The organism is Mycobacterium sp. (assembly GCF_035314665.1).
Lineage (GTDB): Bacteria > Actinomycetota > Actinomycetes > Mycobacteriales > Mycobacteriaceae > Mycobacterium.
Genome location: NZ_DATFZD010000102.1, coordinates 1 through 26,615, shown reverse-complemented (window position 1 = coordinate 26,615; position 26,615 = coordinate 1). Strand labels below are relative to the sequence as shown.

The 26,615-nt window shown below is 64.5% G+C and carries 25 protein-coding genes and 3 pseudogenes; 16 read left to right on the top strand and 12 right to left on the bottom strand.

What is annotated here, in order from left to right; all coding sequences use genetic code 11:
• Window positions 1-1,477: pseudogene (locus VKI00_RS07910) on the bottom strand (AAA family ATPase); the annotation flags it as partial.
• Between the two features lie 71 nt (window positions 1,478-1,548).
• The gene (locus VKI00_RS07905) at window positions 1,549-2,097 is read right to left on the bottom strand and encodes a CGNR zinc finger domain-containing protein (protein WP_324436493.1); all 549 of its coding nucleotides are present in this window, start codon (window positions 2,095-2,097) and stop codon (window positions 1,549-1,551) included.
• A gap of 287 nt (window positions 2,098-2,384) precedes the next feature.
• Here VKI00_RS07905 and VKI00_RS07900 point away from each other — a divergent pair, with 287 nt between their 5' ends.
• On the top strand, window positions 2,385-3,932 hold the full coding sequence (locus VKI00_RS07900; RefSeq protein ID WP_324436492.1) for a molybdopterin-dependent oxidoreductase: 1,548 nt from the start codon (window positions 2,385-2,387) through the stop codon (window positions 3,930-3,932).
• Between the two features lie 4 nt (window positions 3,933-3,936).
• On the opposite strand, the gene VKI00_RS07895 is transcribed toward VKI00_RS07900, so the two are convergent.
• Together VKI00_RS07895 and VKI00_RS07890 are read right to left on the bottom strand one after the other, a co-directional pair.
• Complete coding sequence (locus VKI00_RS07895; RefSeq protein ID WP_324436490.1) at window positions 3,937-4,137, bottom strand: hypothetical protein; 201 nt, start codon at window positions 4,135-4,137, stop codon at window positions 3,937-3,939.
• A gap of 26 nt (window positions 4,138-4,163) precedes the next feature.
• Window positions 4,164-5,402, bottom strand: a complete 1,239-nt coding sequence (locus VKI00_RS07890; RefSeq protein ID WP_324436489.1) for an alpha-hydroxy acid oxidase — start codon at window positions 5,400-5,402, stop codon at window positions 4,164-4,166.
• Window positions 5,403-5,420: 18 nt separating this feature from the next.
• Between VKI00_RS07890 and VKI00_RS07885 the strand changes: the two genes are divergently transcribed.
• Window positions 5,421-5,852, top strand: coding sequence for a DUF1810 domain-containing protein (locus VKI00_RS07885; RefSeq protein WP_324436488.1), 432 nt, complete (start codon window positions 5,421-5,423; stop codon window positions 5,850-5,852).
• Window positions 5,853-6,162: 310 nt separating this feature from the next.
• Here VKI00_RS07885 and VKI00_RS07880 read toward each other — a convergent pair whose 3' ends face one another.
• The 4 genes from VKI00_RS07880 to VKI00_RS07865 are packed head-to-tail and all read right to left on the bottom strand — an operon-like array spanning window position 6,163 to window position 9,115.
• Entirely contained in the window at window positions 6,163-7,494 is a 1,332-nt protein-coding gene (locus tag VKI00_RS07880) for an alpha-amylase family glycosyl hydrolase (RefSeq protein WP_324436486.1), read from the bottom strand.
• Window positions 7,491-7,967, bottom strand: coding sequence for a nucleoside deaminase (locus VKI00_RS07875; protein ID WP_324436485.1), 477 nt, complete (start codon window positions 7,965-7,967; stop codon window positions 7,491-7,493). Before VKI00_RS07875 ends, VKI00_RS07880 begins: the two co-directional genes overlap by 4 nt.
• Before the next feature lie 24 nt (window positions 7,968-7,991).
• Window positions 7,992-8,528, bottom strand: coding sequence for an alkyl hydroperoxide reductase (locus VKI00_RS07870; protein ID WP_324436484.1), 537 nt, complete (start codon window positions 8,526-8,528; stop codon window positions 7,992-7,994).
• Window positions 8,528-9,115, bottom strand: a complete 588-nt coding sequence (locus tag VKI00_RS07865; protein ID WP_324436482.1) for a peroxiredoxin — start codon at window positions 9,113-9,115, stop codon at window positions 8,528-8,530. Before VKI00_RS07865 ends, VKI00_RS07870 begins: the two co-directional genes overlap by 1 nt.
• A gap of 105 nt (window positions 9,116-9,220) precedes the next feature.
• Here VKI00_RS07865 and VKI00_RS07860 point away from each other — a divergent pair, with 105 nt between their 5' ends.
• The 3 genes from VKI00_RS07860 to VKI00_RS07850 are packed head-to-tail and all read left to right on the top strand — an operon-like array spanning window position 9,221 to window position 11,655.
• A complete protein-coding gene (locus VKI00_RS07860; RefSeq protein ID WP_324436480.1) occupies window positions 9,221-10,156 on the top strand; it encodes a hydrogen peroxide-inducible genes activator in 936 nt (311 codons plus the stop codon).
• A 34-nt stretch (window positions 10,157-10,190) separates the two neighbouring features.
• Window positions 10,191-10,889 carry a hypothetical protein gene (locus VKI00_RS07855; protein ID WP_324436478.1) on the top strand — a complete coding sequence of 233 codons (699 nt, stop codon included), beginning with the start codon at window positions 10,191-10,193 and terminating at the stop codon, window positions 10,887-10,889.
• 10 nt (window positions 10,890-10,899) lie between these two features.
• Entirely contained in the window at window positions 10,900-11,655 is a 756-nt protein-coding gene (locus VKI00_RS07850) for an enoyl-CoA hydratase/isomerase family protein (RefSeq protein WP_324436476.1), read from the top strand.
• On the opposite strand, the gene VKI00_RS07845 is transcribed toward VKI00_RS07850, so the two are convergent.
• Entirely contained in the window at window positions 11,652-11,837 is a 186-nt protein-coding gene (locus tag VKI00_RS07845) for a (2Fe-2S)-binding protein (protein ID WP_324436474.1), read from the bottom strand. The two genes, VKI00_RS07850 and VKI00_RS07845, sit on opposite strands and share 4 nt — an antisense overlap.
• A gap of 446 nt (window positions 11,838-12,283) precedes the next feature.
• On the opposite strand from VKI00_RS07845, the gene bfr reads away from it, so the two are divergent.
• Window positions 12,284-12,781 (top strand): bacterioferritin, encoded by a 498-nt coding sequence (gene bfr, locus VKI00_RS07840; RefSeq protein ID WP_324436472.1) that lies wholly within the window; start codon window positions 12,284-12,286, stop codon window positions 12,779-12,781.
• 28 nt (window positions 12,782-12,809) lie between these two features.
• Window positions 12,810-14,926: pseudogene (locus VKI00_RS07835) on the top strand (DHA2 family efflux MFS transporter permease subunit).
• A gap of 98 nt (window positions 14,927-15,024) precedes the next feature.
• Here VKI00_RS07835 and VKI00_RS07830 read toward each other — a convergent pair.
• The gene (locus VKI00_RS07830) at window positions 15,025-15,615 is read right to left on the bottom strand and encodes a hypothetical protein (protein ID WP_324436470.1); all 591 of its coding nucleotides are present in this window, start codon (window positions 15,613-15,615) and stop codon (window positions 15,025-15,027) included.
• 537 nt (window positions 15,616-16,152) lie between these two features.
• On the opposite strand from VKI00_RS07830, the gene VKI00_RS07825 reads away from it, so the two are divergent.
• From VKI00_RS07825 to VKI00_RS07800, 6 genes are all read left to right on the top strand, one after another.
• Window positions 16,153-16,647 carry a carboxymuconolactone decarboxylase family protein gene (locus tag VKI00_RS07825; protein WP_324436469.1) on the top strand — a complete coding sequence of 165 codons (495 nt, stop codon included), beginning with the start codon at window positions 16,153-16,155 and terminating at the stop codon, window positions 16,645-16,647.
• A gap of 22 nt (window positions 16,648-16,669) precedes the next feature.
• Window positions 16,670-18,022: a glutamine synthetase family protein gene (locus VKI00_RS07820; RefSeq protein WP_324436468.1), complete on the top strand. Its 1,353-nt coding sequence runs from the start codon at window positions 16,670-16,672 to the stop codon at window positions 18,020-18,022.
• Between the two features lie 53 nt (window positions 18,023-18,075).
• Window positions 18,076-19,149 carry an amidohydrolase family protein gene (locus VKI00_RS07815; RefSeq protein ID WP_324436497.1) on the top strand — a complete coding sequence of 358 codons (1,074 nt, stop codon included), beginning with the start codon at window positions 18,076-18,078 and terminating at the stop codon, window positions 19,147-19,149.
• 33 nt (window positions 19,150-19,182) lie between these two features.
• On the top strand, window positions 19,183-19,503 hold the full coding sequence (locus VKI00_RS07810) for a hypothetical protein (RefSeq protein ID WP_324436466.1): 321 nt from the start codon (window positions 19,183-19,185) through the stop codon (window positions 19,501-19,503).
• A 52-nt stretch (window positions 19,504-19,555) separates the two neighbouring features.
• Window positions 19,556-19,933, top strand: a complete 378-nt coding sequence (locus VKI00_RS07805; RefSeq protein WP_324436464.1) for a hypothetical protein — start codon at window positions 19,556-19,558, stop codon at window positions 19,931-19,933.
• Between the two features lie 1,151 nt (window positions 19,934-21,084).
• The gene (locus tag VKI00_RS07800; RefSeq protein WP_324436463.1) at window positions 21,085-21,405 is read left to right on the top strand and encodes a hypothetical protein; all 321 of its coding nucleotides are present in this window, start codon (window positions 21,085-21,087) and stop codon (window positions 21,403-21,405) included.
• A 350-nt stretch (window positions 21,406-21,755) separates the two neighbouring features.
• Here VKI00_RS07800 and VKI00_RS33750 read toward each other — a convergent pair whose 3' ends face one another.
• Window positions 21,756-21,947 carry a hypothetical protein gene (locus VKI00_RS33750; RefSeq protein ID WP_414687145.1) on the bottom strand — a complete coding sequence of 64 codons (192 nt, stop codon included), beginning with the start codon at window positions 21,945-21,947 and terminating at the stop codon, window positions 21,756-21,758.
• A gap of 227 nt (window positions 21,948-22,174) precedes the next feature.
• Between VKI00_RS33750 and VKI00_RS07785 the strand changes: the two genes are divergently transcribed.
• Window positions 22,175-22,738, top strand: coding sequence for an HdeD family acid-resistance protein (locus VKI00_RS07785; RefSeq protein WP_324436495.1), 564 nt, complete (start codon window positions 22,175-22,177; stop codon window positions 22,736-22,738).
• Between the two features lie 405 nt (window positions 22,739-23,143).
• Here the strand turns inward: VKI00_RS07785 and VKI00_RS07780 are convergent, their stop codons facing one another.
• On the bottom strand, window positions 23,144-23,587 hold the full coding sequence (locus tag VKI00_RS07780) for a nuclear transport factor 2 family protein (protein WP_324436460.1): 444 nt from the start codon (window positions 23,585-23,587) through the stop codon (window positions 23,144-23,146).
• 60 nt (window positions 23,588-23,647) lie between these two features.
• Here VKI00_RS07780 and VKI00_RS07775 point away from each other — a divergent pair.
• Window positions 23,648-25,545, top strand: a pseudogene (locus VKI00_RS07775) (CocE/NonD family hydrolase).
• Window positions 25,546-25,601: 56 nt separating this feature from the next.
• On the top strand, window positions 25,602-26,495 hold the full coding sequence (locus VKI00_RS07770) for a dienelactone hydrolase family protein (RefSeq protein ID WP_324436458.1): 894 nt from the start codon (window positions 25,602-25,604) through the stop codon (window positions 26,493-26,495).
• The last annotated feature ends 120 nt before the right edge of the window (window positions 26,496-26,615 follow it).

Genomic DNA, 26,615 nt, shown 5'->3' with positions numbered 1-26,615 from the left:
CTTGTCATCTTCGGTGTAACCGTCGATCTGCACCAGTTCCATGCGGTCCAACAGCGCCGACGGGATGTTCTCGATCACGTTGGCGGTGGCCAGGAACACCACGTCCGACAGGTCCAGGTCCAGATCCAGGTAGTGGTCGCGAAACGTGTGGTTCTGCGCCCGGGTCGAGCACCTCGAGCAGCGCCGCGCTCGGATCGCCGCGGTAGTCGGAACCGACCTTGTCGATCTCGTCCAGCAGCACAACGGGATTCATCGATCCCGCCTCACCTATCGCCCGCACGATCCGGCCGGGCAGCGCACCCACGTAGGTACGACGGTGCCCTCGGATCTCGGCCTCGTCGCGCACACCGCCCAAGGCGACGCGCACGAACTTGCGGCCCAGTGCCCGGGCCACGCTTTCACCCAGCGACGTCTTCCCGACGCCGGGCGGGCCGGCCAGCACCATCACCGCACCCGAGCCGCGGCCACCCACGACCTGCAGCCCACGCTGGGCGCGCCGGGTACGCACGGCCAGATACTCGACGATGCGGTCCTTGACGTCGTCCAGCCCGTGGTGGTCGGCGTCCAGGACCTCTCGCGCCGCCGCCAAGTCCGTCGAATCGTCAGTCCTGACATTCCAGGGCAGGTCGAGCACGGTGTCCAGCCAGGTGCGGATCCAGCCACCTTCAGGGCTTTGCTCGCTCGAGCGTTCCAGCTTGCCGACCTCGCGCAGGGCCGCCTCGCAAACCTTCTCAGGCAGGTCAGCCGCCTCGATGCGGGAGCGGTAATCATCCGAGCCGTCTGGTTCGCCTTCGCCGAGTTCCTTGCGGATCGCGGCCAGTTGCTGGCGCAGCAGGAACTCTTTTTGCTGCTTTTCCATGCCCTCGCGAACGTCTTCAGCGATCTTGTCGTTGACCTCGACCTCGGCCAAGTGGTCGCCGGTCCAGTCGATCAACACCCGCAGCCGCTGGGCGACATTCTCGGTTTCCAGCAGCTGGCGCTTCTGCACGTCGGTCAAATACGCCGCATAACCCGCCATATCGGCCAGCGCCGACGGGTCAGTGAGCTTGTTGACGACGTCGACCAGCTCCCAGGCCTCGCGTCGTTGCAGCATCGCCAGCAGCAGCTTCTTGTATTCGGCGGCCAGCGCACGGGTCTCGTCGGTGGGTTCCGGTTCGGTGATCTCGGTCACCTCGACCCACAGCGCGGCGCCCGGGCCGCTCGCTCCGACGCCGATCTGGGCCCGCCGCTCGCCGCGCACAACGGCGGCGGTGCCGCCACCCGGTATGCGGCCGACCTGCAAAATTGTCGCCAACACCCCGTAGGACGGGTAGCGGTCGTCAAGCCGCGGAGCGATCAGCAGCGTGCCCGACTCACTGGCCCGGGCGGCCTCGACGGCCGCGCGAGCAACATCGTCGAGGGCGATCGGCACCACCATTCCGGGCAACACGATCGGGTCTTTGACGAACAACACCGGCACTGATTTGGCTTCAGACATCAATCCTCCAAAGTTAAGTCTGATGCGCTCAACCTGTATCGGATCCAGTTTGTTCCCGACGGGAAGCGGGTCTAGCCAGACGCGGCGCGCTGGCGGGCCCGGAAGGCCTGGACCTTGGCCTTGTTGCCGCAGGTGCCCATCCCGCACCAATGCCGATTCTTGGCTCGCGACGCATCCAGATACAGCCGCGTGCAGTCCGGGTGCGAGCACTGCTTGACGTTCTCGATGTCGGTTCCGGCCAGGAGGTCGAGCAGATCGGCGGCCACGCTGGCAAGCAGTTGCGCTGGGGTGCCTTCGCGGCGGGTAGCGCCGCTGCGCAGGAGTCGTGGCGTGAGCTGGGGCTGGGCGGCCCGTTCGTTGAGCAGCTCGACGTCGGCGGGCTTGGGCCGATGACCCTCCAGTCGGGCGCTGACAGTCCGGTAGATGGCTTCCCGCAGCGCAAGTGCGGCCGCCAGATCGTCGTCGGTGACGTCGATGGCGGCATCCAGCAGCCCGGCCTCAACCGCCCAGTCCGACAGCAATTCCGGCTCGGTCAGCAGCTCCTCACGTGAGCTGTGTCGGTGCTTCATGGTGCCGACGAAGTTGAGGCATTGCCGGCCACCCACATAGGCGAACGTCATAAGTAACCACCTTGACAGGTTTCAGGCCCGAGCGCAAGGTGTAACTATATGGACCGGTTACGCGGAGAAGATCGGGACGAACGCAAAGATCGCTTCCGCCGTCTAACCGAGTAACCAGCCGACCTATATGGCTGCTACAACGCGCCGCGAGGGGCCGACGGGCTTAAGCCTCTTCGGGGCTGGCCAATACCGTGGCGCGGGTCGACGGCGGCATGCCGATGTCGCCGGTTCGCCTGCAGGGCAACGTGTTTGCGATCCTTGAGAGGAACGCGAGTAGAGTAGCTCCGATGGCCGTAGCGCCGTCGGATGGGCGGATGATCGCCGGGGTCGCCGCCGCGTCCGTCGCGCTCGGGGTAGCCCAGGTGGTGGGTATCCCGTTCGGCGCGCGGGCCGATGCGCGCGCTGCGATCGGCTCAGCGGCCGTCGACCTGACACCGGCGCCCATCAAAGAGTGGGCTATTCAGACCCTGGGCTCTCTGGACAAACTCTTCGTGGGCGTGGTCGTGCTGGTGGTGATCGCTGCGATCGCGGCGATCGCCGGGACGCTCGAGACTCAGCGCCGACCGCTCGGCAGCGCCGCGATCGCAGCAGCGGGCGTCCTCGGATGCGCCGCCGTGCTGTCGCGGCAGGGTGCGACCGCACTCGACACGATCCCCACCGTCGCGGGCGCCGCCTGCGGCGTGGCGACCCTACGCTTGCTCACCCGTCGGTTGTGGCCCGGCCTGGCAGACCCGAAGGACACAGCCGACCACGACGAGCCGGATGCCGGCAGGCGCAGGTTGGTCATGTTCGGATTGGTCGGATTCGGAGTAGTGAGTGGCGTGATGGGCGCGGTCATCACGCGGTTGGTGCATTCGGTGGCCGCTGACCGCAACAGCTTCACGCTTCCCCGACCGCGCACATCGGCGCCGCCCATACCTGCCGATGTCCAACCGAACGGCGTTGCGCTGCCGAGCTTTGTCACCGCGAGCGCCGACTTTTACCGGGTGGACACCGCGCTCAGTGTTCCTCAACTCAGCCGCGGCGACTGGCGACTGCGCATCCATGGCATGGTGCAGCGCGAAGCCACTTACCGCTTCGACGACCTTGCCCACTTCGACGTCGTCGAAATGGTGACGACGTTGACTTGTGTATCGAATCCCGTTGGCGGAAGCCTGATTTCGACAGGTGTCTGGACGGGATACCGGGTGGCCGATCTGCTCGCGGTGGCCCGCGTGCACGCGGACGCCGACATGGTGCTCTCGACGTCGATCGACGGGTTCACCGCCGGCACGCCAGTGGAGGCGCTCACCGATGGCCGTGACGCGCTTTTGGCGGTCGGCCTCAACGGCCAGCCGCTGCCGGTCGAGCATGGCTACCCGGCCCGGCTGGTCGTACCGGGGCTCTATGGCTACGTGTCGGCGACCAAGTGGGTCGTCGAGATGGAGTTGACCCGCTTCGACAGAGCAACGGCGTACTGGACGCGGCAGGGCTGGGCAGCGCGTGCTCCCATCAAGACCGAGTCGCGGATCGACGTGCCGAAAGCTGGCCAGAAGGTGCCGATGGGGCAGGTGGTGTTTGGCGGCGTCGCGTGGGCACAGAATCGCGGTGTGCGAGCCGTCGACATCCGCATCGACGATGGGGCGTGGCAGCCCGCTGGACTGGGCGCGAGCTATTCCAACGAGACGTGGCGGTTGTGGAGCTTCCCCTGGCAGGCGACAAGCCCTGGGAAACACACCGTCACCGTACGTGCCACCGACAACACCGGAGCTGCGCAAACTGCCGATCGAGTTGGGACCGTCCCCGACGGTGCCACCGGTTGGCACACGGTGGACTTCACCGTGGCGGCCACGTGAAGCACTATTTCGACGACAGTCTCCGCCAACTGAATACCGCAATCGCGATGCCGATCAGCGCCGTGATCGGGCCAGTGATGGACCAGGTCGTGGTGTTGCTCATCGGGCTACCAAGAAGCACCCCGAATCCCTGAAGCGCCCAAATCACACCGAAAAATGCGACGATCAATCCGAACGCGAGTGTAACGACGAAAGCCCTTCTCATATAAGGATCCTACGCGCCGGATCTGGTCACTCTGGCGTGACCGGCACCAGCCGCCGCAGCTGCGTCACGTGCTTGGGCGTCAGCTCCTCGAGGCAGGTGACCCCGAGCAGTCGCATGGTGCGGGTCAACTGTCCGGACAAGATCTCGACGGCGCGATGAACGCCCGCCCCGCCGCCGGCCATCAGCCCATACAGGTAGGCCCGGCCGATCAGCGTGCAGCGTGCGCCGAGGGCGATTGCGGCGACGATGTCGGCGCCGGACATGATGCCGGTATCCAGCAGGATCTCGGCGTCCTTGCCGAGTTCACGCGCCACAGCGGGTAGCAGATGAAACGGCACCGGAGCCCGGTCGAGTTGGCGGCCACCATGATTGGACAACACGACGCCGTCGACGCCGCGATCGACCACGGCCCGCGCGTCGTCGAGGGTTTGGATGCCCTTGACGACGAGCTTGCCCGGCCACTGCGCCTTGATCCATTCCAAATCATCGAACGTCAGGCCGGGGTCGAACATCGTGTCGAGGTATTCGCCGACGGTACCCGACCACCGATCCAGCGACGCGAACGCCAGCGGCTCGGTGGTCAACAGATCGAACCACCAGCGCGGACGCGGCACGGTGTTGAGCACGGTCCGCAGCGTCAACGCCGGTGGGATCGACATCCCATTGCGGACGTCGCGCAATCGCGCGCCGGCAACCGGGACGTCGACGGTGGCCAGCAGGGTGTCGAACCCGGCGTCGGCCGCCCGTCGCACCAATGCCATCGAACGGTCCCGATCACGCCACATGTAGAGCTGAAACCATCTGCGGCCCTGCGGCGCAGCGGCCGCGACCTCTTCGATCGAGGCGGTGCCGAGCGTGGACAGCGAGAACGGGATCCCGGCCGCCGCTGCCACCCGGGCGCCGGCGATCTCGCCCTCGGTGTGCATCAACCGGGTAAAGCCCGTCGGCGCGATCGCGAACGGCAGCGCCACCGGTTGGCCGAGAACTTCCCAACCGGTCCGCACATTGCTGACGTCACGCAGGATCGTGGGGTGAAACTCGATGTCGCGAAAGGCTTGTCGAGCACGGCCCAGGGAGATCTCTTCTTCGGCCGCGCCGTCGGTGTAGTCGAAAGCCGCCCTCGGTGTCCGGCGCTTGGCGATGCGTCGCAGATCGTGGATGGTCTGTGCATCATCAAGCCGGCGTTGGACGCGGTCCAGCCGAGGCTTGCGTAACCGGATCAGCGGCGCGAGGTCTTGCGGCTTCGGTATCCGTCGTTTGACCACTGTGTCACGGTAGGTCTTATGGATTCCGCACGCGACCCCTTTGATTTGCAGCGCTTCGTTGACGCGCAGCAGCGGGTTTACGACGACGTCCTCGACGAGCTGCGCGCCGGGCGCAAACGCAGCCACTGGATCTGGTTCATCTTCCCGCAGGTCGCCGGGCTGGGCAGCAGCCCGACAGCTGCCAGGTACGCGATCTCCTCACTCGACGAAGCCCGGGCCTATCTTCAGCACGAACTGCTCGGACCGCGGTTGCACGAATGCGCCCGGCTGGTCAACGCCGTGCAAGGCCGTTCGATCGGCGAGATTTTCGGGTCGCCCGATGATCTGAAAGTTCGCTCGGCGATGACCTTGTTTGCCCACGCGACCGCGGACAACCACGATTTCCTGCGGCTGCTCAAGCGGTACTACGGCGGCGAGGAAGATCCGCTGACAGTGGAGCGCCTGACCTAGCCGTTTAACACGATGCGCGGGTGTCCGTGCTCTCGCGTTTACGCGCGTCGCTGATGATGACCGGCAAGACGAACGTACGCCCCGTCGATGGCCCAGCCGTGACCGATCGCAATAAGCACTAGGCCGAGGATGAAAACGAAACGACCCAGAAGCGGACGGTCCTCGCCTAGGCGCTTCCCCCACACCGAGCCAACAGCGCCAGCGGGACCTATCACGAACCACCAAACGGGGCGTCGACTCAGGAAACTCAACGAGCTGGTGTCGTCTACCATTTCTGTTGCCGCTCCTCTTACATGGCCCGTTGTCCAGTTTAGAGTGCATCACCCAAACTGTCCTTGGTGGGCCGCAGGATTCGCCAGCCTTGCGGCTCGATCTGCACCCGGTCGACGACTTCGTCCGGCGGCATGCCGCTGCCGGCGATGACCTGTGCCTGCCCGACGCCCAATTCGCCCAACACAACCCGCAGTGGGACGTCGTCGATGTTCAGCGCGACGATCAGCGCCTGGTCGCCGCGTCGTGACTCGTACACGTAATGCCGATTGTCCAATCGCAACTTAGTCGTCGTCGCCGCATGCAGCCAGGAATGACGCCGGCGCAACCCAACCAGATATTGGTGCAAACGCCATACCTCGGCCTGACGCGCATCTAATTGCTGTGGGGGAGAGCCGAATTCAGGCCGCACCGCGTCGTCGCCACCGAATCGCTCCTCCTTGATTCCGTGGTAGCCGAACTCGTCGCCGGCGTAGATGCTGGGAATGCCACCCACGGTCAGCAGGATCACCAACGCATGAGCGAGGTGTTCGGCACGCTGCAGTTGACTGGCGATCCGCGTGACGTCGTGATTGCCGATGAAGGTCAGCGGGGGGAAACTTTCGACGAAATCGTTGTGGCGCCGCATGGCCCAGTCCAGCTCGTAGAAGTTCCCGTCGTTGAGGCTGCTCCAGATCGCCTTCCACAGTTCGTATTGGGTGACCGAGTCGAAACCGGCTTCGTGAACCACCGCGGCATAGTCCCCGTGTATCAGCTCTCCGACGAACCACGCATCCGGTTGGAGCCGGCGAACTCTGGGCAGAACCTCAGCCCAAAATTGGGACGGCACAGCGTACGCAGCATCCAAACGCCAGCCGTCAGCGCCGCGTCGTAACCAGTGCGCCATCACGGCGGCGGTGTATTCGGCGACCTCGGGGTTGTCGTGATTCAACGCCAGCAGACCGCCATGGCCTTCGAAGGTGTGAAAGTGCCCTGGGGGGCCGCGAAACCAGTGTGCCGCCGCATCGTCATGCGCCGCTTCGCGATAGCGGGGGAAGTCGACACCGACGTGGTTGAACACGCCGTCGAGAAGCACCCGCAAGCCCCGCCGATGGGCCTCGGCCACGAGATAGTCGAAATCGTGGTCGTCGCCGAGCCGAGGATCGATCCGGTAGTGGTCAGTGGTGTCGTAACCGTGTGTGCGCGACGCGAAAATCGGCCCCAGCGCGATCCCCGACGCACCGAGCTGGATAGCGTGATCGAACCAATCGGCGACCCGTCGCAGCCGGTGTTCACCCGGGTCCGGGGGTGCGGTCGCCGGGAAAGCGCCGACGAACCCCAATGGGTAGACATGCCACCAGATCACATGCCGTACCCAGGGCGGCACCGTCACCGCCGATACCTGGCTTCGTAGAGGGATTTCACCTCGGCCTCGAGTTCGGGCGCCGGGCCATCGGCCACCGCTCTGGGCGCCACCGTGGTGATCGGCAACATGGCGACCGGTGTGGGCACCTGCCACTCGCCCAGCCATTCGGTCAGCTGAGCACACGACGTGGCGTACACGATGCGCCCGAGCCCCGCCCACGCGTGCGCGGCCGCGCACATCGGACACTGCTCACACGAGGTGTAGACAGTCGCTCGAATGCGAAGAACCGGAGCCAAATTCGCTACCGCCCACCGGACGATGCCCATCTCGGCGTGCAGTGTCTGATCGTCGTCGGTGATCCGGTTGTGGTCCTCGTAGAGGGTCCGCCCCTTGGCGTCGACCAGGATCGCGCCGAACGGCGCGTGCCCGTTGTCGAATGCGGTTTGGGCAAGCTCGACACAGCGACGCAACCGTTGCAGATCGACTTCGCTCAGGGCCACAGACCCGAAGTCTACGGCCGGTGTCTAGCCGGCGGCGGCCAGCGTTTGGGCCGTGGTGATGGCCTGCGCGACGCCGGACACGATGGCGGCCACCTTCAATGCCTCGAGGATGGCTTCCCGGGCGACGTCGGCCTCACGCAGGGTGTGCTCGTGGGCAGCCACACAGTGCGAACACCCGTTGATCGACGACACCGCAAACGACCACAGCTCGAAACTCGCTTTGTCCACGCCCGGGTTCCCGATGATGTTCATCCGCAGGCCCGGGCGCAGGTCGTCGTACTTGCCGTCGAGAAAGCCCCGGCCACGGTAGAAGACGTTGTTCATACCCATGATCGATGCCGCACCCAGCGCGGCCTGATAGGCCTCGGACGACAGGTAGTCGGCCGCCTCGGCCCCAATCTCGGCCAACACCTGGGTATTCCGCGTCGCCGCGGCACTGCTCAGCACGGTGCCCCACAGCTGCTCCTCGTTGAGCACGGTGCTGCGGCTGATCGAGCCCAGGTTCAGCTTGAGGTCCTTGGCGTATTCGGGCAGTGCGTCCTTCAAATTCTCGACACTCATCAGGCTGACTTCCTCAACTCTTCGCCGGCGTCGATCGTCGGGTCACCCTTGCGCCAGTTGCAGGCGCACAGTTCGTCGGACTGCAGGGCATCGAGCACACGCAGCACCTCGTCGACATTGCGCCCCACCGAACCGGCAGTCACCGAGACGAATTGGATTTCGTTATTGGGATCGACGATGTAGGTGACCCGATCGGCTACACCCTCATCGTTGAGCGCCCCGGTGGCTTCGACGAGTTCGCGCTTGATGTCCGAAAGCATCGGGAACGGCAGCTTCTTGAGGTCCTCGTGCTGGGCGCGCCACTGGAAGTGCACAAACTCGCTGTCCACCGAAACCCCGAGCACCTGCGTGTCGCGGTCCTCGAACTCGTCGTTGAGCTTGCCGAACGCGGCGATCTCGGTCGGGCACACGAAGGTGAAGTCCTTCGGCCAGAAGAACACCACCCGCCACTTGCCCTCGTGGTCGTCGCTGGAAATGGTGGTGAAGTAGTCGCCGGGCGCCTCGGCGTCGACCTTGGACAGGTCGCCACCGATCAACGCGGTCAGCCGGTAGGCGGGGAACTGGTCACCGATGGTCAGCAGTGCCATGTCGCTCCTTTTCAACAAGATTGGATTCAGTCAAGTTTTCCAACGCCCATCCTGCCGCAATCCAACTTACAATTAAAGGTGATATGTCCCACTATATTGATGGGTATGACCGATAAGAGTTATCAGCCGACCATCGCCGGACTCCGGGCATTTGTCGCCGTCGCGGAGAAGCAGCATTTCGGCAGCGCCGCAACAACTCTCGGCATCAGCCAATCGACGCTGTCGCAGGCCCTGTCGGCATTGGAAACCGGGCTCGGCGTCCAGCTTGTCGAGCGATCGACTCGTCGGGTTTTCCTCACCACCGAAGGCAAGCAGCTGCTGCCGCACGCGCAAGCGGTGATCGAGGCGGCGACGGCGTTCTCGGCCGCGGCCGCGGGCGCCTCGGACCCGCTGCAGGGCAGCATCCGGCTGGGACTGATCCCGACGGTGGCACCGTACGTGCTGCCGACCCTGCTTGCGGGGCTGGCCGAGCGGCTGCCATCGCTCACCTTGCGGGTGATCGAAGACCAGACCGAGCGGCTGCTCACCGGGCTACGCGAGGGATCCCTGGATGCGGCGCTGATCGCCTTGCCGGCGGAAGCCGGCGGCATCGCCGAAATCCCGATCTACGACGAAGATTTCGTGCTCGCGCTGCCGCCCGGGCATCCGCTGGCGGGCAAGCGACGAGTGCCACCGACCGCACTGGCGCAGCTACCGTTGCTGTTGCTCGACGAGGGGCACTGCCTGCGCGACCAGGCCCTGGACGTCTGCCATAAGGCGGGCATACGCGCCGAATTGGCCAACACCCGGGCGGCGTCGCTAGCGACCGCAGTGCAATGTGTCACCGGCGGGCTGGGTGTGACGTTGATTCCGCAGAGCGCCGTGCCCGTCGAGACCGCACGCAGCCGGCTGGAACTGGCCTACTTCACGACACCTCGTCCGGGCCGGCGGATCGGGTTGGTATTTCGTTCGTCCAGCGGCCGCGAGGGGCCCTACCGGCAGCTTGCCGTTCTGATCGGCGAGCTGGTCGACGGCGACAAGCAAGTACGCCCGGCCCGGTAGTGCCGGCAACATGAACGTGTTCTAGTTTCGCCTCATGGAGAAGGTAGTTGCGGTGCTGATGGCGGCCGACCGCGATGACGACTGGTGCCAACGGCAGCGCGGAACGGTCGCCGATGCCATTCTTCGGCTCGGTGTCCCCGGCCTGGCCGTCAACGTCCGCGACGACGCGGTGCGTCATTCACTCATGACGCTGACGACGCTCGACCCGCCAGTGGCCGCCGTGGTGAGCATCTGGACCCAGCAGTGCTACGGCGATCAGATCACTACGGCGCTGCGTCTACTGGAGGCGCAGTGCGATCAGCTCGCGGCTTATCTCGTCACCGAGTCGGTGCCGTTGCAGGCGCCGCTTCAACTAGGCAGCCGCACAACGGGTTTGGCCAACATCGCGCTGTTGCGCCGGCCTGCCGAGCTGGACCAGGCGAGCTGGTTGCGCCGCTGGCAGCACGACCACACGGCGGTGGCGATCGAGACCCAGTCCACCTTCGGCTACACCCAGAACGCCGTCGTACGCGCGCTCACACCGGACGCCCCGGAGCTGTCCGGCATTGTCGAAGAGCTGTTCCCGGCCGAGGCGATCACCGATCTGAAGGCCTTCTTCGGCGCCGCCGACGACGCCGACCTGCAACAGCGGCTGAGCCGGATGGTCGCCAGCACATCGGCGTTCGGCGCCAACGAGAACATCGACACCGTGCCGACCAGCCGCTACGTGCTGAAAACACCATTCGAGACATGAGGAGACACCGGTGATACTGCAGAGCGAAGACCAAAACCGGGTGCGCACCCTCACCCTGAACCGGCCTGAGACACTCAATGCCTTCAACGAGGCGCTCTACCAGGCCACTGCCGAAGCGTTGAGGTCGGCAGCCGATGACCCGGACATCGCTGTCGTGCTGTTGACCGGGGCCGGACGAGCCTTCAGCGCCGGCAACGACCTCAACGAGATGCAAGCCCGCATCACCAACCCGGAAATGGCCCGTCAGGGATCGCACTTCACCGCGATGATCGATGCGCTGACCCGGTTTCCCAAACCACTGATCTGCGCGGTGAACGGCGTCGGAGTCGGCATCGGCACCACCATCCTGGGCTATGCGGACCTGGCATTCATGTCATCGACGGCTCGGCTGAAATGCCCGTTCACCAGCCTGGGCGTTGCGCCGGAGGCGGCGTCCTCGTACCTGCTGCCGCAGTTGGTGGGCCGGCAAAATGCCGCCTGGCTGTTGATGTCCTCGGAATGGGTCACCGCTGCCGAGGCGCTGCGAATGGGGCTGGTCTGGAAGGTGTGCGAGCCGTCCGAGCTGATCGCCGATGCCCGCAGGCACGCCGAAATCCTTGCCTCGCGGCCGATTTCGAGCCTGATCGCGGTCAAGCAGACCATCGTCGAACCGACTCGTACAGAAATCGCGGCGGCAACCGCCCGCGAAAATGACCAATTCGCCCAGTTGCTCGGCGGTCAGGCTAACGCGCAGGCGCTTGCCGATTTCACCGGTCGGCGCGGCTAGCGCGACCCGCTGGTTTCCAATTGCGCGGCCGCCGCGATGATCGCCCGCAACGTGCGCCGGCAACGTCCGCAATCGGTGCCAGCTCCGCAGGCCGCCGCAACCTCTTTGGATGTCGACGCCCCGCGTTCGACAGCGTCAGACACTGTCTGACTTGTCGCTCCGACGCACAGGCATACGTACATTGTTAGTGGAGTCTAACCTAAGTCAGTTAGTGCAGTCTAACCTAAGTCTGCCAGCTCACTTCAAACCCGTCGACTGGCCGATGACCAGCTCTTCAACGTACGGGGCTCTTGAAGCACCGAACTGCTTGGTCGCGTGCTGGCAGCCACGCCGTCACTGTCAAGCGCCACACCTTTGCCGAGGAGAAAATTTCCAGCCGGCGCCTCGCTCGGGGCGATTTGCCTGTGATCGCTCTCACCGCACACCGCATTGACGGCCTACGCACAAACTCGCTTAGTACGATGCTCACTCAGCCGATAAGCGCCGAGAATGAGTTGGTTCACTAAACATAGGCTTCGGTTACTTAGGGAAAGCTGTCCTGAGTGAGTATTACCTTGGGTGACAACGGCTTTTGACCTGCGGTAGCGTAGCCGCAACGACCGTGGTGGCAACGTAGACAGGAGTGATAATGGAAGGCGATCCGGAAGTTTTGCGCTTGCTCAATGAGCAATTGACCAGTGAACTCACCGCGATAAATCAATATTTTTTGCATTCCAAAATGCAAGAAAATTGGGGCTTCACCGAGGTGGCGGAGCACACCCGCGCCGAGTCGTTCGACGAAATGAAGCACGCCGAGGCGATCACCGATCGCATCCTTTTGCTGGAGGGGCTGCCGAACTACCAGCGGCTCTTTTCGTTGCGCATCGGCCAGACGCTGCGCGAGCAGTTCGAGGCCGATCTGGCGATCGAACACGAGGTGTTGGACCGGCTCAAACCGGGCATCATCATGTGCCGCGAGAAGCAAGACACCACCAGCGCCAACCTGCTCGAGGGGATTGTGGCCGACGAGGAGAACCACGTCGACTACCTCGAGACCCAGCTGCAGCTGATGGAAAAGCTTGGTGAAGAGCTCTACTTGGCTCAGTGTGTCGCGCGGCCGCCGACGACGGGACAAGCCCGGCACTGAGCTTGACGCACGCTGACGGAAGGCAGGCATGACAGCGCAGATCGCTGCCACGCCGGATGCCGAATCCGGCAGCACCCTGCTCAGCCCGCAACGACGCAATTTCGTCTTCCTGGCGATCATGCTGGGAATGCTGATGGCGGCACTCGACCAAACCATCGTCGCCACCGCACTGCCCACGATCGTCGCCGACCTGGGCGACGCCGGCCACCAGTCCTGGGTGGTCACCAGTTACCTGCTGGCCTCGACCATCATCACCGCGCTCGCCGGCAGACTCGGCGACCTGTTCGGCCGCAAGCGGGTGTTCCAGGCCGCCGTGACGTTCTTCGTCATCGGATCGGCGCTGTGCGGTATTTCGCAGTCGATGGCGATGCTGGTGGGCGCGCGCGCGTTGCAGGGTCTGGGCGGCGGCGCCATCACCGTCACGGCCACCGCGCTGATCGGCGAAATCATTCCGCTGCGCGACCGCGGCAGCTACCAGGGGGCCTTGGGCGCGGTGTTCGGTGTTCGGTGTGACCACGGTGATCGGCCCACTGCTGGGCGGCTATTTCACCGACCATCTCAGCTGGCGGTGGGCGTTCTATATCAACGTGCCGGTGTCCATCGTCGTGTTCTTCGTTGCGGCTGCGGCGATCCCGTCGCTGGCCGGGCGCGGCAAACCGGTCATCGACTACACCGGCATCCTGCTCGTTGGCCTGGGTGTAACGGGATTGACCCTGGCCACCAGCTGGGGCGGCACCACCTACCCGTGGAAATCCGCGACGATCATCGGGCTCTTCGTCGCTTCCACGCTGGCGCTGGCCGCTTTCGTCTGGGTGGAGAGTCGGGTCGCCGCCCCGATCCTGCCGACCCGGCTCTTCGGCAGTCCGGTTTTCACCGTGTGCTGTGTGCTGTCATTCGTGGTCGGGTTCGCCATGCTGGGGGCGCTGACCTTTCTGCCGACCTACATGCAGTTCGTCGACGGTGTGTCGGCAACGACATCGGGACTGCGCACGCTGCCGAAGGTGGCCGGGATGCTGTTGACGTCGATGGGCAGCGGCGTGCTGGTCGGCCGAACCGGGCGATACAAGATCTTCCCGGTCGCCGGGACGGCGGTGATGGCGATCGCGTTTCTGCTGATGTCCCGGATGAACCCGTCCACATCGGCGGTGCTGCAATCGCTTTACCTGTTCATCCTTGGCGCCGGCATCGGCATGTGCATGCAGGTACTGATCCTCATCGTGCAGAACACGTCGCGCTTCGAGGATCTAGGTGTCGCCGCGTCGGGCGTCACGTTTTTCCGCACAATCGGAAGTTCTTTCGGCGCTGCGATATTCGGCTCACTGTTCACCAATTTCCTGCGAGCGCGCATCGGTCCGGCGATCGCGGCCAGCGGCGCATCTCCCACAGCGGCGAATCCGCCGGAGGCCTTGCACCGCCTGCCTCGTGCCATGGCCGCACCCATCGTGAACGCCTATGCGACGTCGCTCACCCAGGTGTTCTTGTGGGCGGTTCCGGTCGCGCTGGTCGGTTTCGCCCTGGCGCTGTTTCTTCGTGAAGTCCCGTTGCGTGAGATCGGCAAGCCCGCCGCCGACCTGGGTGACGGGTTCGCGATGCCGACCACCCAGTCGCCGGAAGAGATGTTGGAGACCGCGATCGGACGCCTGCTGCGCGGTGAACCGGGGATGCGGCTGCGCAGCATCGCCATGCGGCCCGACTGTCAACTCGACGTCGCGGAGTTGTGGGCGCTGCTTGCGAATCAACCGTCATCAGCGAGCGTTCGGGATAGCCCGGATCACCGACATCGGTGAACAGTTGGGCATACCTTACGAAGTTCTCGAACCCACCTTCGATCGCCTGGTCCGCCGGGGCTACGCGCAACGCAACGTCGACCGGCTATGGCTCACCCCGCCCGGACTACGCCAGGTCGACTTCGTCACCACGCTGATCCGGGAATGGATCGTCGACAAACTCACCCGCTCGCCCAACTTCGAAGGCAGTCCCGACCGCGCTCAGGTCGAAGCCACGCTCGACCGGATCGCGCAACGGATCGTCGTGCAACCTGACTGGGGTGACGACCCACGGCGACTGTCGGCGACTGGCAGAGAAGCGACGAAGCGGATTCCTAGGCCAATTCCCAGCGATTCCGGGCGTACCGCTTCGCGGTGAGACTAGGGCGAAACGGATGGACGCGATTGCTTTCTATTGCTAGTGGCCATCTGGTTGGCGTGGACCCGGTCGGCCCTCGCCAGCCAGAGCGACCGAGATCAGAAGAGCGTGATCGAACCCACTAAGCCGTCAATGACCGAGTCGAGCGCGTTGAACGCGCTGGGGTCGAGCGCCCCGATCACGTCGCTGGCGTTGAACGCGCTGGGGTCGAGCGCCCCGATCACGTCGCTGACCGGATCCGCACCGCCCACAGTCGCGGCACTTGCGGCGTCAGATGGCAACTTACTCACCAACTCTAAAACGTACGGCTCGAGAAAGGCATCAACGCCAGGAAAAATGCCGGTAGGCCCGAACAAGTACTCGTCAAGGTAGTAGCCCAGAAGCCCAAACGCGCCCGTCGGTGCGCTCCCGACAAACTGGTTCGGGAACACTGCGTCGATCAAGTAGCTGATCGCATCCTTATCGGAGACACTCGCGGCCGCATCGGCGACACTCGCGGCGCTCAACGCGTCCAGGTCGAGTGCCCCGGCCAACGAGCTGACCGCATCCGCGTCGGAGACGTCCGCGCCGGCCACGGGTGCGGTGCCCATGCTGAGCGACGCGGCAACAACGGCGGCGCCGGCGGCCGTGCCAAAACCTAACGCTATCCGGCGGCTGCGCGGCGCTGGGGTACGAGCGTTCCGACTCATGTGCGAGCTCTCCAATCTGGTATGTGTCGATATGGTCGATATGGACATGAATGGGGGGCGGCCCCATCGTCAGCGTCCCAACCCCGACGGTTCGCCGACCGCCCGAGCCTATATCAGAAGACGCTGGTTATGTATGTAAATTCTGCACGGGTCTGAGTGTCTATTAGTGACCGCTTAGGCTGCATTCAGGAGAAAAATTGGGGTCGAATGGCCTAACAACAGCGCAGGGCACCAACACGGCTCGTCGCCAGATCATCCCGGGTTACGTTGCTATGCAGTAGGTTTCGGTCGAAGAAACCTCCAGATTCGTAATTGACGATGCGATGAGCAGGGCTCCGTTCGACCCGTGAGCGCGGTATTTCATACATGTCTAGAAATTGAATAGAATTTGACGTATATCTAACATTAAGGTTGCGAAGAAGGGGTGCCATTTGTCGATCAACGTGACCATAAAGGCCGATAACGCAGCGGCTCGACGGGCGCGTCGAAGCGTTTGGGGGGTTCGGGATACGACAGCCGGAGGCGTACCATCTCGCCATGAGTCGCATCGGAACGTTCGCTGAAGACGACCTGGCCGGCTGGGTCCTGAAATCTCCGGACTTGGGCGGCGCGATAGGCGCGTTCGCCAACGCGGTCTATAGCCGCAACCGGTTGCCGATGCGGACCCGTGAACTCGCGCGTATGGTCATCGCCCACGACAACGAATGCGAAGTCTGCGTCAATACCCGCGACGGCGACGGACCCGCCGCCGGTGTCGATGAAGCGCTGTACGACCATGCGCGCGAGTGGCGCACCTGGCCCGGATACAGCGACCAGGAGCGGTTGGCCGCCGAGTTCGCCCACCGGTTCGCCACCGAGCACACGGTGCTGCGCGACGACGAAGACTTCTGGACCCGCTGTGGCGAACACTTCTCCGAAGAGCTGCTCGCAGACTTGGCGTTGTCGTGCGCGTTGTGGATCGGCATGGGCCGAGTGCTGCGGACGCTGGATATCGGCCAGAGTTGCAAGCTGACGCTGCCGAGTCGGGTCTGACCCACCCGGGCCCGCCCGGCAGATGACCACCATACCGCTCGCCGCCGCCGCGATCGCCCAACTCGAGGCCGAAGGGGTCGACGCGATCATCGGCACGGTGGTCAATCCGGCCGGGCTCACCCAGGCCAAGACCGTACCGATACGCCGGAGCAACGCATTCGCCGATCCGGGCCTGGGCGCCAGCCGGAGCTGGCATGGCTTCGCCATCGACCAGACCGGCATCGCGTTCAGCGAACACATCGGTGTCGTCGGTGATCAGCGCGTCCGGATTGACCTGTCCGCGTTGCACATCGTCGGTGATGGATTGGCTTGGGCGCCTGGCTCATTCTTCGAGCAGGACGGCACGCCGGTGCCTAGCTGCAGCCGCGGAACGCTCGGCCGTATCGAGGCGGTGCTCGCCGACGCCGGTATCGAGGCGTTGGTCGGTCACGAGATCGAATTCTTGCTGGTCAATCCGGACGGCCGCCGGTTGCCGTCGACGCTGTGGGCGCAGTACGGGCTGGCCGGTGTGCTCGAATACGAGGCGTTCGTTCGCGACGTCACCGCGGCAGCCACCGTGTCGGGCATCGTGATCGAGCAGTTACACCCCGAGTACGGCGCCAACCAGTTTGAGATTTCACTGGCACCGCAATCGCCGGTCGCCGCGGCCGACCAATTGGTGCTGACCCGGCTGATCATCGGCCGCGTTGCCCGACGCTATGGGTTGCGTGTCAGCCTGTCACCGGCGCCGTTCGTCGGCGATGTCGGATGCGGTGCGCACCAACATGTCTCGCTGAGCAACTCGGCGGGCCCGCTGTTCTCCGACGGAGCGGGCACCCGGGGTATGACGAGCGAGGGTGAGAACGCGGTGGCGGGAATACTGCGCGGCCTGCCGGAGGCGCAGGGCATGTTGTGCGGTTCGATCGTGTCGGGGTTGCGCCTTCATCCCGGTAACTGGGCCGGCGCGTACGCCTGTTGGGGAACCGAGAATCGAGAAGCGGCGCTGCGCTTTGTTGTTGGCGGCCCCGGTAACCCGCACGGCGGCAACATCGAAATCAAGGTCGTCGATCCGTCGGCCAACCCGTATTTCGCCACGGCGGCAATCCTCGGATTGGCGCTGGACGGAATCAGGGACAAAGCGGCGCTGCCGCCGGAGATCAAGGTGGACCCGGCAACACTGTCCGACTCAGATCGCAGCCGCGCCGGCATCGTGGCGTTGTCTGAGTCCCAAGCCAAAACTATTGCTGAACTGGATAATTCGAGCCGATTGCGTGCGATTCTCGGCGATTCTGCCGTCGACGTCGTGGTCGCTGTCCGCCGCTTTGAGCACGAGCAGTACGCCCATCTCAACCGTGAGCACCTGGCCGACAAATTCCGTATGGCCTGGAGCGTCTGAGCGTGGCGGCCCTGGCGGACCATATCGCCGGCGTGCCGCTGATCGACCAACACATGCACGGCTGCTGGCTGACCGCGGGGGACCGGCAGCGATTTGAGAACGGCCTCAACGAGGCCAACACCGAACCACTCGCCGACTTCGACTCCGGATTCGACTCACAATTGGGCTTCGCGCTACGAGCCCACTGTGCGCCGATACTCGGCCTGCCTAAACACGCTGACCCACAACCATATTGGCAACGGCGCAGCCAGCTCACCGAGGCCGAGCTGGCCCGAATCTTTCTGCGCGCCGCCGGCGTCAGCGATTGGCTGGTGGACACCGGATACGCCGACGGCGTGGCGGACGTCGCGCAGCTCGCCGAGTGGTCGGGCGGCCGCGTCCACGAAGTGGTTCGCCTCGAACAGGTGGCCGAGCAGGCCGCACACGCCCCGGGTGACTACGCGTCGGCGTTCAACGAGATCCTGCACCGGCGCGCGGCGACAGCGGTAGCCACCAAATCCATCCTTGCCTACCGCGGTGGGTTCGACGGCGATCTGACCGAACCGTCGGCAACCGAGGTCGCCGAGGCCGCCGCCCGGTGGCGCGACAGCGGCGGCGTCCGGCTCGAGGATCGGGTGCTGCTGCGCTTCGGGGTGCATCAGGCGCTGCGGGTGGGTAAACCGTTGCAATTCCACGTTGGCTTCGGCGATCGGGAGTGCGATCTACGCAAAGCCAACCCGCTGTATCTGCTCGACTTTTTGCGCCAGCCCGGCGACACGCCGATCGTGCTGCTGCACTGCTACCCCTATGAACGGGAGGCCGGCTACCTGGCGCAGGCGTTCAACAACGTCTATCTGGATGGTGGCTTGAGTATCAATCACCTGGGCGCCCGCGCGCCAGCATTCATCGCCCGGCTGCTGGAACTGGCGCCGTTCCGCAAAATCCTGTACTCGTCCGACGGCTTCGGCCCGGTCGAGCTGCATTACCTCGGTACAAGGCTGTGGCGCAACGGTATTCATCGGGTGCTGAGCGGATTCGTCAACGACGGTGACTGGAGTGAAGCCGATGCGGTGCGGGTGGTCTACCTCATCGCTCGTGACAACGCGACCCGTATCTATCGGCTGGGAACGGCCGGTCAGCGCGATTAGAAACGCTGTCGGCCCCTTCGCCGATAGTCAAGCATGAGCACTGAATCCGGGCCAAAAATCTCCGCCCTGCTGACCTTGCACTGCAGGAACAATCATTTCCTCGGGAAACTGGTCACCCATCTACCCCGCGCGACCATTCGCTACGTCGACCCCGCCGGACTAGTCCGTCCCTGGACAGACCAGTTTCGCTATGGCTTCTTCAGTCTGCCGGTGTGTCCCGGTGGCTGCGAATATGAAGTCGCTGAGACACTAGACAAGCTGCACGCGAAGTTGAAGGAGCTGGCCGCGGACCCGGAGAGGTACCAGGACACCTACGCGCTGACATTCCTCCAGCCGGCCAGGGAAGCGGGATGAATGCCGATCGGCCAGACTAGTTCCGTAGCGGTCGAGGCGGAGGAGACACTGCGTGACGGAACTGGGCGAGCTGGCCTCGCACCTTGGCTACTGGGTGGTGTATCGAAACTGGTACGGGAAGATCAGCTACCTGATCTATCGGTGGGACGAGCCCGTTCCCGTCTTCGCCAGGTCATTCCCCACGAAGGAAGAGGCGCTCGAGTTCTTGGCCCCGATCAGGAGCCAACCACGGTGGCGCTTGCAGCTTGACGACCCCAGCGTGAAGGTCGAGCGCGCGCCCTACGGCGTCACCGTGACCGAAAATCAAGCCGGCGGCCGGAGCTTCTCAGCGCCGGTTTTGACCGAGGCTTCCTATATAGATGTCCAGGGCGAGGACGTCCCCACAATCGGGAACTGGGAACGCTTGCCGGCCATAAGCACCGAGAGTTAGCTGGCGCCCGGCGACACGCCGATAAACCCTCATCCATAAATTAGCTGAATGGTCCGGTATCTAAATCGATAAGTCCGGTTGGTCGGATTAGGAGTGTTATTGGCCGGGTACAACGAGAGGGTCCGGGGATTACCCCGGGAATGGGTACCGTTTCTCGTTGGGAACGAGGCGATGCGGGCAAACAGGCTCGACCCCGAACGCGCCGGCGCCATCACCGAGGGCGCCATCTGGGACAGGCGACGACGCGGGGAACACGAAGCCTCGGTGGAGATCGTCCGAACTGTCCGAGGCCGAATCGGACGTCGCGTGATCGTGCGTGGGTTGGCAACGGGTCGGCAGTGGGTCGTGAACCCCGAAACCCTGCTGTACTCCTATGACCCGCGGATTGTGAAAATGAAGCCCGCAACCGTGAAGGTACGCCGGCCGCGGCGTCGGCCCCAAAAGCGTTAGTGCGCGTACGGACTGCCGCCATCAATGCTTGTCGTTGTGGGTTTGGTAAATCGGTTGCGTCGGAGATCGGTGACTTCACGCATAGCGCATTGAGTTGGTCAAAATCCGCCAGCCGCCGTTCGACCGTCGGATAATTCCAGGCAACGCGCACAGCCGCGCAATCGAATAGCGAAGTAGAGCTGGCCGGATGATGACCGCAACAACGCGCCACGTAGCGGAGAGGGGTTGGACGTGTTGACCGTCTCAATGGCGACTCTACTTGCGTCGTTTAGCACGAGACGGCGAAGGCATGGGCACCTCTTTGGCACGGCTCTCGGGATGGCCGCCCTTGCCAGAGTCGGCGTCGGCGTGGTCGTCCTAGTGGCTGTCGTCGTTCTGGTGATATGGCTATACCGTCGCGCCAAGCGCGGGTAGCGGACTCACTACATCGTGCTCCCGGTGCAGGTGTCGTGGCGGGGCTTGCACAGCCCGCGGCCATGTTCCGGTTCGGTGGGTGTCAGAGATGGCACTGTGCTCTGACCTGCGGAAATGGGCAAATCCGGGTGCGCTGTGCTGCAGCCAGTGTATCGCCGCAATACGGAATCACTTGCGAGACAAGAGATTGCGCGCATTCACGGGGGGAGATATGGTCAGCGTGTTCCAACCACAGGAAAAACGTCCCAGCCCAACCACGGAACTCCCAACAACCGAAGGGGTACACCGTGAAACAACCAGAACTAACCAGCCTCATCGGCCTGCGCGACAGTGACGGGGATCAGCTACACCTCGTTCGCCTAGATCGGGCCAATGGCTCCCGCGCGTATCTGATGGCGATCGGTCGGGAGAGGGTGTCCCTGACCGCCGGCGATCTGGATCGACTGAGCACCGTCATCCGGTCCGAAGTAGGTGACGGGAATGATGATCGGATGGCCGAGGTCAGGCGGTTCTTCGCCCAGGCGATCTTGCTCCTGATCTTGTGCGCACTGTTGTGGCTATTCACATTTGCAGTCACCCCATTGTGGGCGTACCCCTGGTCGGACTGAAGTCAGCGGGGAGTTGGCCTAGCGATGCTCAAAGCAATTCAGGCGGTGTTCTATAGCGTGCTGGGGCGTCTCAGACTAGCCCGTTAGCATCAAATACCCAGCTCACATCCGCTTTTCCGAGGTCCTCCAGCCAGGTCGGCGGCGCCTGCGCGGTCGTGCTGCCCATGTCCCAGTGGTCCTTCCCTTGATCGGAGCAAGCACTGTGTCCTGACCTGCTGAAATGCGGGAATCGGGGAGCGTTGTGGGGTCGACTATTTGGACTTCAGCAACCACATTTGCAGCGCGTTACGCGCCGTAAGCGCGCACACAGTTGGCGGCACCCATTCCCGTACTGCCGCGAGGGAATCTCCTTATTGCGGTGGTGAGAATTGCGCGCAGTATGCCCTGGTTGCGTCGAGCATTAATTGCTGCGTGTCGTGCGGGTTATGTCCCTGCGAGGAAAGGTCGGAGTTGAGCTTGATCATCGCGACCTGACGCGGGCTTATCCCGATCCCGAAACCGCCCTGGCTGTAAACAGCACAGGTCTGGTGGCCAGCAGCGATGAATTGATCCGGTGGGCCGGTGAGCCCTGGCCCGGAAGCGGGCGAATCGACTTTGGTCTGTGGAATGCCGGACTGCTCGCGGCCCGGGCCTACGTGCTGGTGATCGCCCTGGTGATGGCGCTATTGCCGAGCGTCGACGAGACGCCCTAAATCGATGCGAGAAAAACACTGGATTTCAGTTCTTGGCGTGAAACACTTCGAGGATGACCAACACTGCTCATCAGAGTCTGTTTCAGCATTTTTGGAAAGCGACGCTACTGTCCGGAGTGCTCACCGCGGTTTTGGGCGTCCTTATTCTGGTCTGGCCGGGAAAATCGCTTACCGTCGCGGCGGTCCTTTTCGGCGTGTATCTGCTCGTGAGCGGCGTCGCGCAGGTGATCTTCGCGTTCACTCTGCCTGTGACGGCAGGCGCGCGGATCCTGCTGTTTATCAGCGGCGCGGCATCCGTGGTCCTGGCCGTACTGGCCTTCCGCCACTTTGACTACGGATACGCATATCTGTTGCTGGCCATTTGGATCGCTGTCGGGTTCGTCTTCCGCGGCGCGGCGACGGCGGCATCGGCAATCAGTGATCGCGGCCTTCCCGGACGAGGGTGGGTGATATTCTTCGGTGTCATCAGCTTTATCGCCGGCATCGTCGTCCTGGCCTGGCCGTTCGATTCGCTCGAGATATTGACTCTCGTCGTCGGCATCTGGCTCGTCGTCATCGGCGTGTTCGAAATCGTGGAGGCCTACGGGATCCGCAAGGCGGGCAACACCGTCCATGATGTCGTCGCTAACGCCGTCCGATAGATCGCCCCGACCGGCTTCAGCGGAACGGTAGACGAATGGTGCGGGAACTCGCGCGCCGATCGCCAGTACGTGATCAGGCCCGCGCTCGTAGAGCAGGCACCAGCACCGGCATCGTTGCCGGGCGCCTGTGGTGGTCCTTCCGCCCGTAGCCCCTCCGCCAGCAGCGCCACCACCCGACGCGAGTCAACGGTTCTCCCCGTCACTCGTGGCAGGCGGAATGTGGCAGCGGCCCGACGTGGACGCACGACGCCCAAGCGCGCCGCTGTGTCAGGATCTCGCCAACGGCGAGGGCTGGGAACAGTTGGGGCACAGCAGCTTCAGTCAGTGGTGCACGGCGGCGATGGCCCGATGCACGGCGGCGTAGCTGTCGAGTAAGCCGAAATCGGGTGTCGGATTGAGGCCCGATCAGACCAGTCCCGTGGCATCAAAGATCCACGACGTATCCGCCGTCGCGAGATCCTCTAACCAGGTCGGCGGCGCCTGAGCGGTCATGCTGCCCATGTCCCAATAGTCTTTCCACAGCGTCACTCTGCCGTCTTGGACTCGGTGCACCGAAACGAACCGCAGCAAGGCCGTCTCACCGCTCGACCACCGCCACGTCTCGGAGTGCTCGTACATGACGTCGGCGCCGTTGGACACCAGCACCCCGGCATGGTTTTCGTAGCCCGCCAACGGTTCGAGGCCGACCTTGAGACGCTTGACGATGTCGTCGGGGCCACGCGCGGCCAGGGTCGGCCCTACCGGCATGTCCACATAGACGCAGTCGGCCGACAAGAACGTCTTGACCGCGCCCCAGTCCCGTCGCGATAGGGCCTGCCACAGCCCGAGTACCGTGTCGTCAACCGGCATGGGATGTCATAGAACCCGGCAGCTGAACACGTTGTCAATGTTGCGCGCAGGAGGTGGGGGATGGCGACGCTGCGATCCCGACGCAAAGACGGCACCAGGCGTGTCCGCAGGACCAGCCCGTCGCCGTTCACACCTTCCTGGACACCCAGGCCCGCGCTCTTCGGATGGGGGGTGCACCACAACGTCGCGATACCGATAAGTGACGGCATCGCCCTGCGCGCCGACATTCATTACCCCACGGTGCCCGAGACCGGACGACCCGCCGCCGGGCCGTTCCCCGTGCTGTTGTGCCTGACGCCCTACGGAAAGAAGGCCCCGCCGCCGGCCGCCCAGATCGGCGGTGGCGCCACGCCGTATCTGATCAAGCGCGGCTACATCGAGGTGATGGTCGACGTCCGCGGCAGCGGCGTGTCCGGCGGTTCCTTCGAGATGTTCGGGGAGCGGCAGGCCCAGGACGGGATCGAGCTGGTCGATTGGGCATCCAAGCTGCCCAACGCCAATGGCCGTGTCGGCATGTTCGGAACCTCCTACCTGGCGATCAACCAGCTGTTCACCGCCGCGGCGGTCGGGCCGCATTCGCCGCTGAAAGCGATTTTCCCGGTGATGGCCGCCCGCGATTTCTATCGCGACGCGGCCGCGATGGGCGGGGCCCCGCACCTGCGCACAGTTCGGGCTTACGGGGCGGTCTACCGGCTGCTCAACATCGTCAACCCGGCGCTGGAGGTGGCCAACCTCGGCAAGCATCCGCGGCCGCGGGCCGGTGGGTTCGCCGGGGTGCGGCAGCGCGGGCGTGATCAGCGAGGGTATTTCCGGCCGTTGATCGCCGACGCCATCGCCGGCGGTGAGACGGCCTTCGACGCCCCGTACTGGGATGCGTTGCGGCCGGGCATGGTCCTGCCGGGATCGTCGCCAACGATGTGGCGGTTTTCCTGGTCGGTGGCTGGCACGACGCCTTCCAGCGCGGCGCGCCGCTGAACTATGCGGCGTTGCAGAACGCCTTCGCCGGGCGGCCCGACGAGTCGCCGATGCAACCCGGCCAGCCGGTGTCCGAACGGCTGCGGTTACTGATGGGCCCCTGGTATCACGTCTCCGACTTCGGCGGGCTGCACATCAACGAGCTTCAGCTGCGCTGGTTCGACCATTGGCTGAACGACGATGCGGAAGCGGCAATCTCCGGATCGCCGTTCACCTTTCAAGCGATCGGAAGCTCGCGATGGTTCCACGCCCGCGACTATCCGCTCGCCGAGGCGACGCCGACACGGCTCTACCTGTCCCAGTCCGGCCGGCTGTCCGCCGAATGTGCGCCCGAGACATCCACGGCGACAATCAATTACGTGGGACGGGGTCCGGTGGCCGGCCGAAGCATCGAGCAGTGGACCCTCGGGATGACCAGCTTCATCCGCGCCCAGCGCGGCGGCCAGACCCGCTACGACCAGGACAACCGGCGACTGCAGCGCGGCGCGCTGACCTACACCACCGAGCCATTTGCGACTCCGACACTGGTTGCCGGACCCATCACGCTGACCGTGCACGCGACGGCCACCACCAGCGAGGCGCTGTGGGTCGCCCACCTCGACGACGTCGCGCCCGACGGGGCCAGCCGCCCGTTGACCGAGGGAGCGCTGCTCGGTTCGCACCGCGCGCTGGATCCGGATCGCACCTGGTATCTGCCCGACGGCACGGTACTACGGCCGTACCATTTCAGCACGCGGTCGGCGGTCAAGCCCGTGGTTCCCGGCGAGCTGACCCGCTACGACGTCGAGGTCTTCCCGACCGCCGCATTGATCGAGCCGGGACACCGGCTCCGGCTGACGGTGACCACCTACGACTTCCCGCATCTGGTCCCGACCAAGCCCGCGCGCCGCGCTCTGGCCGGCGGCAGCTACCAGCTTCATCAGGGCGGCCCCACCCCGTCGCATCTGCTCATCCCGGTGGCTGACCCGGACAGCTTCGGCTGAGGCGCGCCGCCGCAACCGCCGCGCGACAGCGCGGTTTTCAGCGCATACTCCCCAAGGTGACCTCGCTACGGCAATACATTGCGGAAGAGATCGCCACCGATCACGTCGATGGCCTGCTGACTAGACGCGAGGCCCTGCGGCGGCTGGCACTGCTCGGTCTGGGCAGCGGGGCCGCGGCCGCGTTGATCGCCGCCTGCGGCGACGGGCAAAAGCAGCACAGCGGGTCATCCGCCACGACTGGGACAAAGCCGCCCGGGATGGACCGGGCGCTACCGACCGAGCCGGTCACCTGGTCTGGACCGCGTGGACAACTCCAGGGCGCCTGGTCGCAAGCACACAACGCCCGTCGCGGGGTGTTGGTCATCCACGAGAACAAGGGTCTGAACGACTGGGTGCGGTCGGTGGCCGGACGTTTCGCCGGCGCCGGCTACTCGGCACTGGCCATCGATCTGTTGTCCGAGGAGGGCGGCACCGGGCACTTTGCCGATCCGGCGCAGGCCACCGCTGCACTCGGCGCCGCCAAGCCCGACCGGTTGATCGCGGACCTGAATTCCGGCGTCGACGAACTGCAGATGCGGGTTCCGGGCCACAAAATCGCGGTGGTCGGGTTCTGCTTTGGCGGCGGGCTGGTATGGCAACTGCTGGCTTCCGGCGCGCCAGAACTGTCGGCCGCGGTCCCGTTCTACGGGCCGCTGCCGGACAACCCCGACTTCGCCGGCTCCAAGCGCGCCGCTGTGCTGGCGCTCTACGGAGCCCTCGACACCCGTGTCACGGGATCCCAGGCGGCGGCTAAAGCAGCCCTCGATCGCGCCGGGCTGGTCAACGACATCGTCGTCGAGCCGAATGCCGACCATGCGTTCTTCAACGACACCGGACCTCGCTACAACGCTGTCGCCGCCAACGATGCCTGGGGGCGGGTGCTGGAGTGGTTCGGCCAGTATCTGGCTTAGTTCGGCTGTGCGGCATGATGCGTCGGTGACTATCCCGCCTCCGGTCCTCACACTGAACCAGGTACTCGACACGTTCAACCTCGACCAGGTGAACGCGGACTTTTTCGTCGGAACCAAGAT

Excerpts from the sequence above, each read along its gene's own strand:
- VKI00_RS07780 (WP_324436460.1), bottom strand. The coding sequence starts at position 23,587 with ATGCCGGTTGACGACACGGTACTCGGGCTGTGGCAGGCCCTATCGCGA.
- VKI00_RS07870 (WP_324436484.1), bottom strand. The coding sequence starts at position 8,528 with ATGAGTGTCGAGAATTTGAAGGACGCACTGCCCGAATACGCCAAGGAC.
- VKI00_RS07855 (WP_324436478.1), top strand. The coding sequence starts at position 10,191 with ATGGAGAAGGTAGTTGCGGTGCTGATGGCGGCCGACCGCGATGACGAC.
- VKI00_RS07830 (WP_324436470.1), bottom strand. The coding sequence starts at position 15,615 with ATGAGTCGGAACGCTCGTACCCCAGCGCCGCGCAGCCGCCGGATAGCG.
- bfr (WP_324436472.1), top strand. The coding sequence starts at position 12,284 with ATGGAAGGCGATCCGGAAGTTTTGCGCTTGCTCAATGAGCAATTGACC.
- VKI00_RS07865 (WP_324436482.1), bottom strand. The coding sequence starts at position 9,115 with ATGGCACTGCTGACCATCGGTGACCAGTTCCCCGCCTACCGGCTGACC.
- VKI00_RS07895 (WP_324436490.1), bottom strand. The coding sequence starts at position 4,137 with ATGAGAAGGGCTTTCGTCGTTACACTCGCGTTCGGATTGATCGTCGCA.
- VKI00_RS07845 (WP_324436474.1), bottom strand. The coding sequence starts at position 11,837 with ATGTACGTATGCCTGTGCGTCGGAGCGACAAGTCAGACAGTGTCTGAC.
- VKI00_RS07815 (WP_324436497.1), top strand. The coding sequence starts at position 18,076 with ATGCACGGCTGCTGGCTGACCGCGGGGGACCGGCAGCGATTTGAGAAC.
- VKI00_RS07820 (WP_324436468.1), top strand. The coding sequence starts at position 16,670 with ATGACCACCATACCGCTCGCCGCCGCCGCGATCGCCCAACTCGAGGCC.
- VKI00_RS07810 (WP_324436466.1), top strand. The coding sequence starts at position 19,183 with ATGAGCACTGAATCCGGGCCAAAAATCTCCGCCCTGCTGACCTTGCAC.
- VKI00_RS07825 (WP_324436469.1), top strand. The coding sequence starts at position 16,153 with ATGAGTCGCATCGGAACGTTCGCTGAAGACGACCTGGCCGGCTGGGTC.
- VKI00_RS07900 (WP_324436492.1), top strand. The coding sequence starts at position 2,385 with ATGGCCGTAGCGCCGTCGGATGGGCGGATGATCGCCGGGGTCGCCGCC.
- VKI00_RS07860 (WP_324436480.1), top strand. The coding sequence starts at position 9,221 with ATGACCGATAAGAGTTATCAGCCGACCATCGCCGGACTCCGGGCATTT.
- VKI00_RS07905 (WP_324436493.1), bottom strand. The coding sequence starts at position 2,097 with ATGACGTTCGCCTATGTGGGTGGCCGGCAATGCCTCAACTTCGTCGGC.
- VKI00_RS07885 (WP_324436488.1), top strand. The coding sequence starts at position 5,421 with ATGGATTCCGCACGCGACCCCTTTGATTTGCAGCGCTTCGTTGACGCG.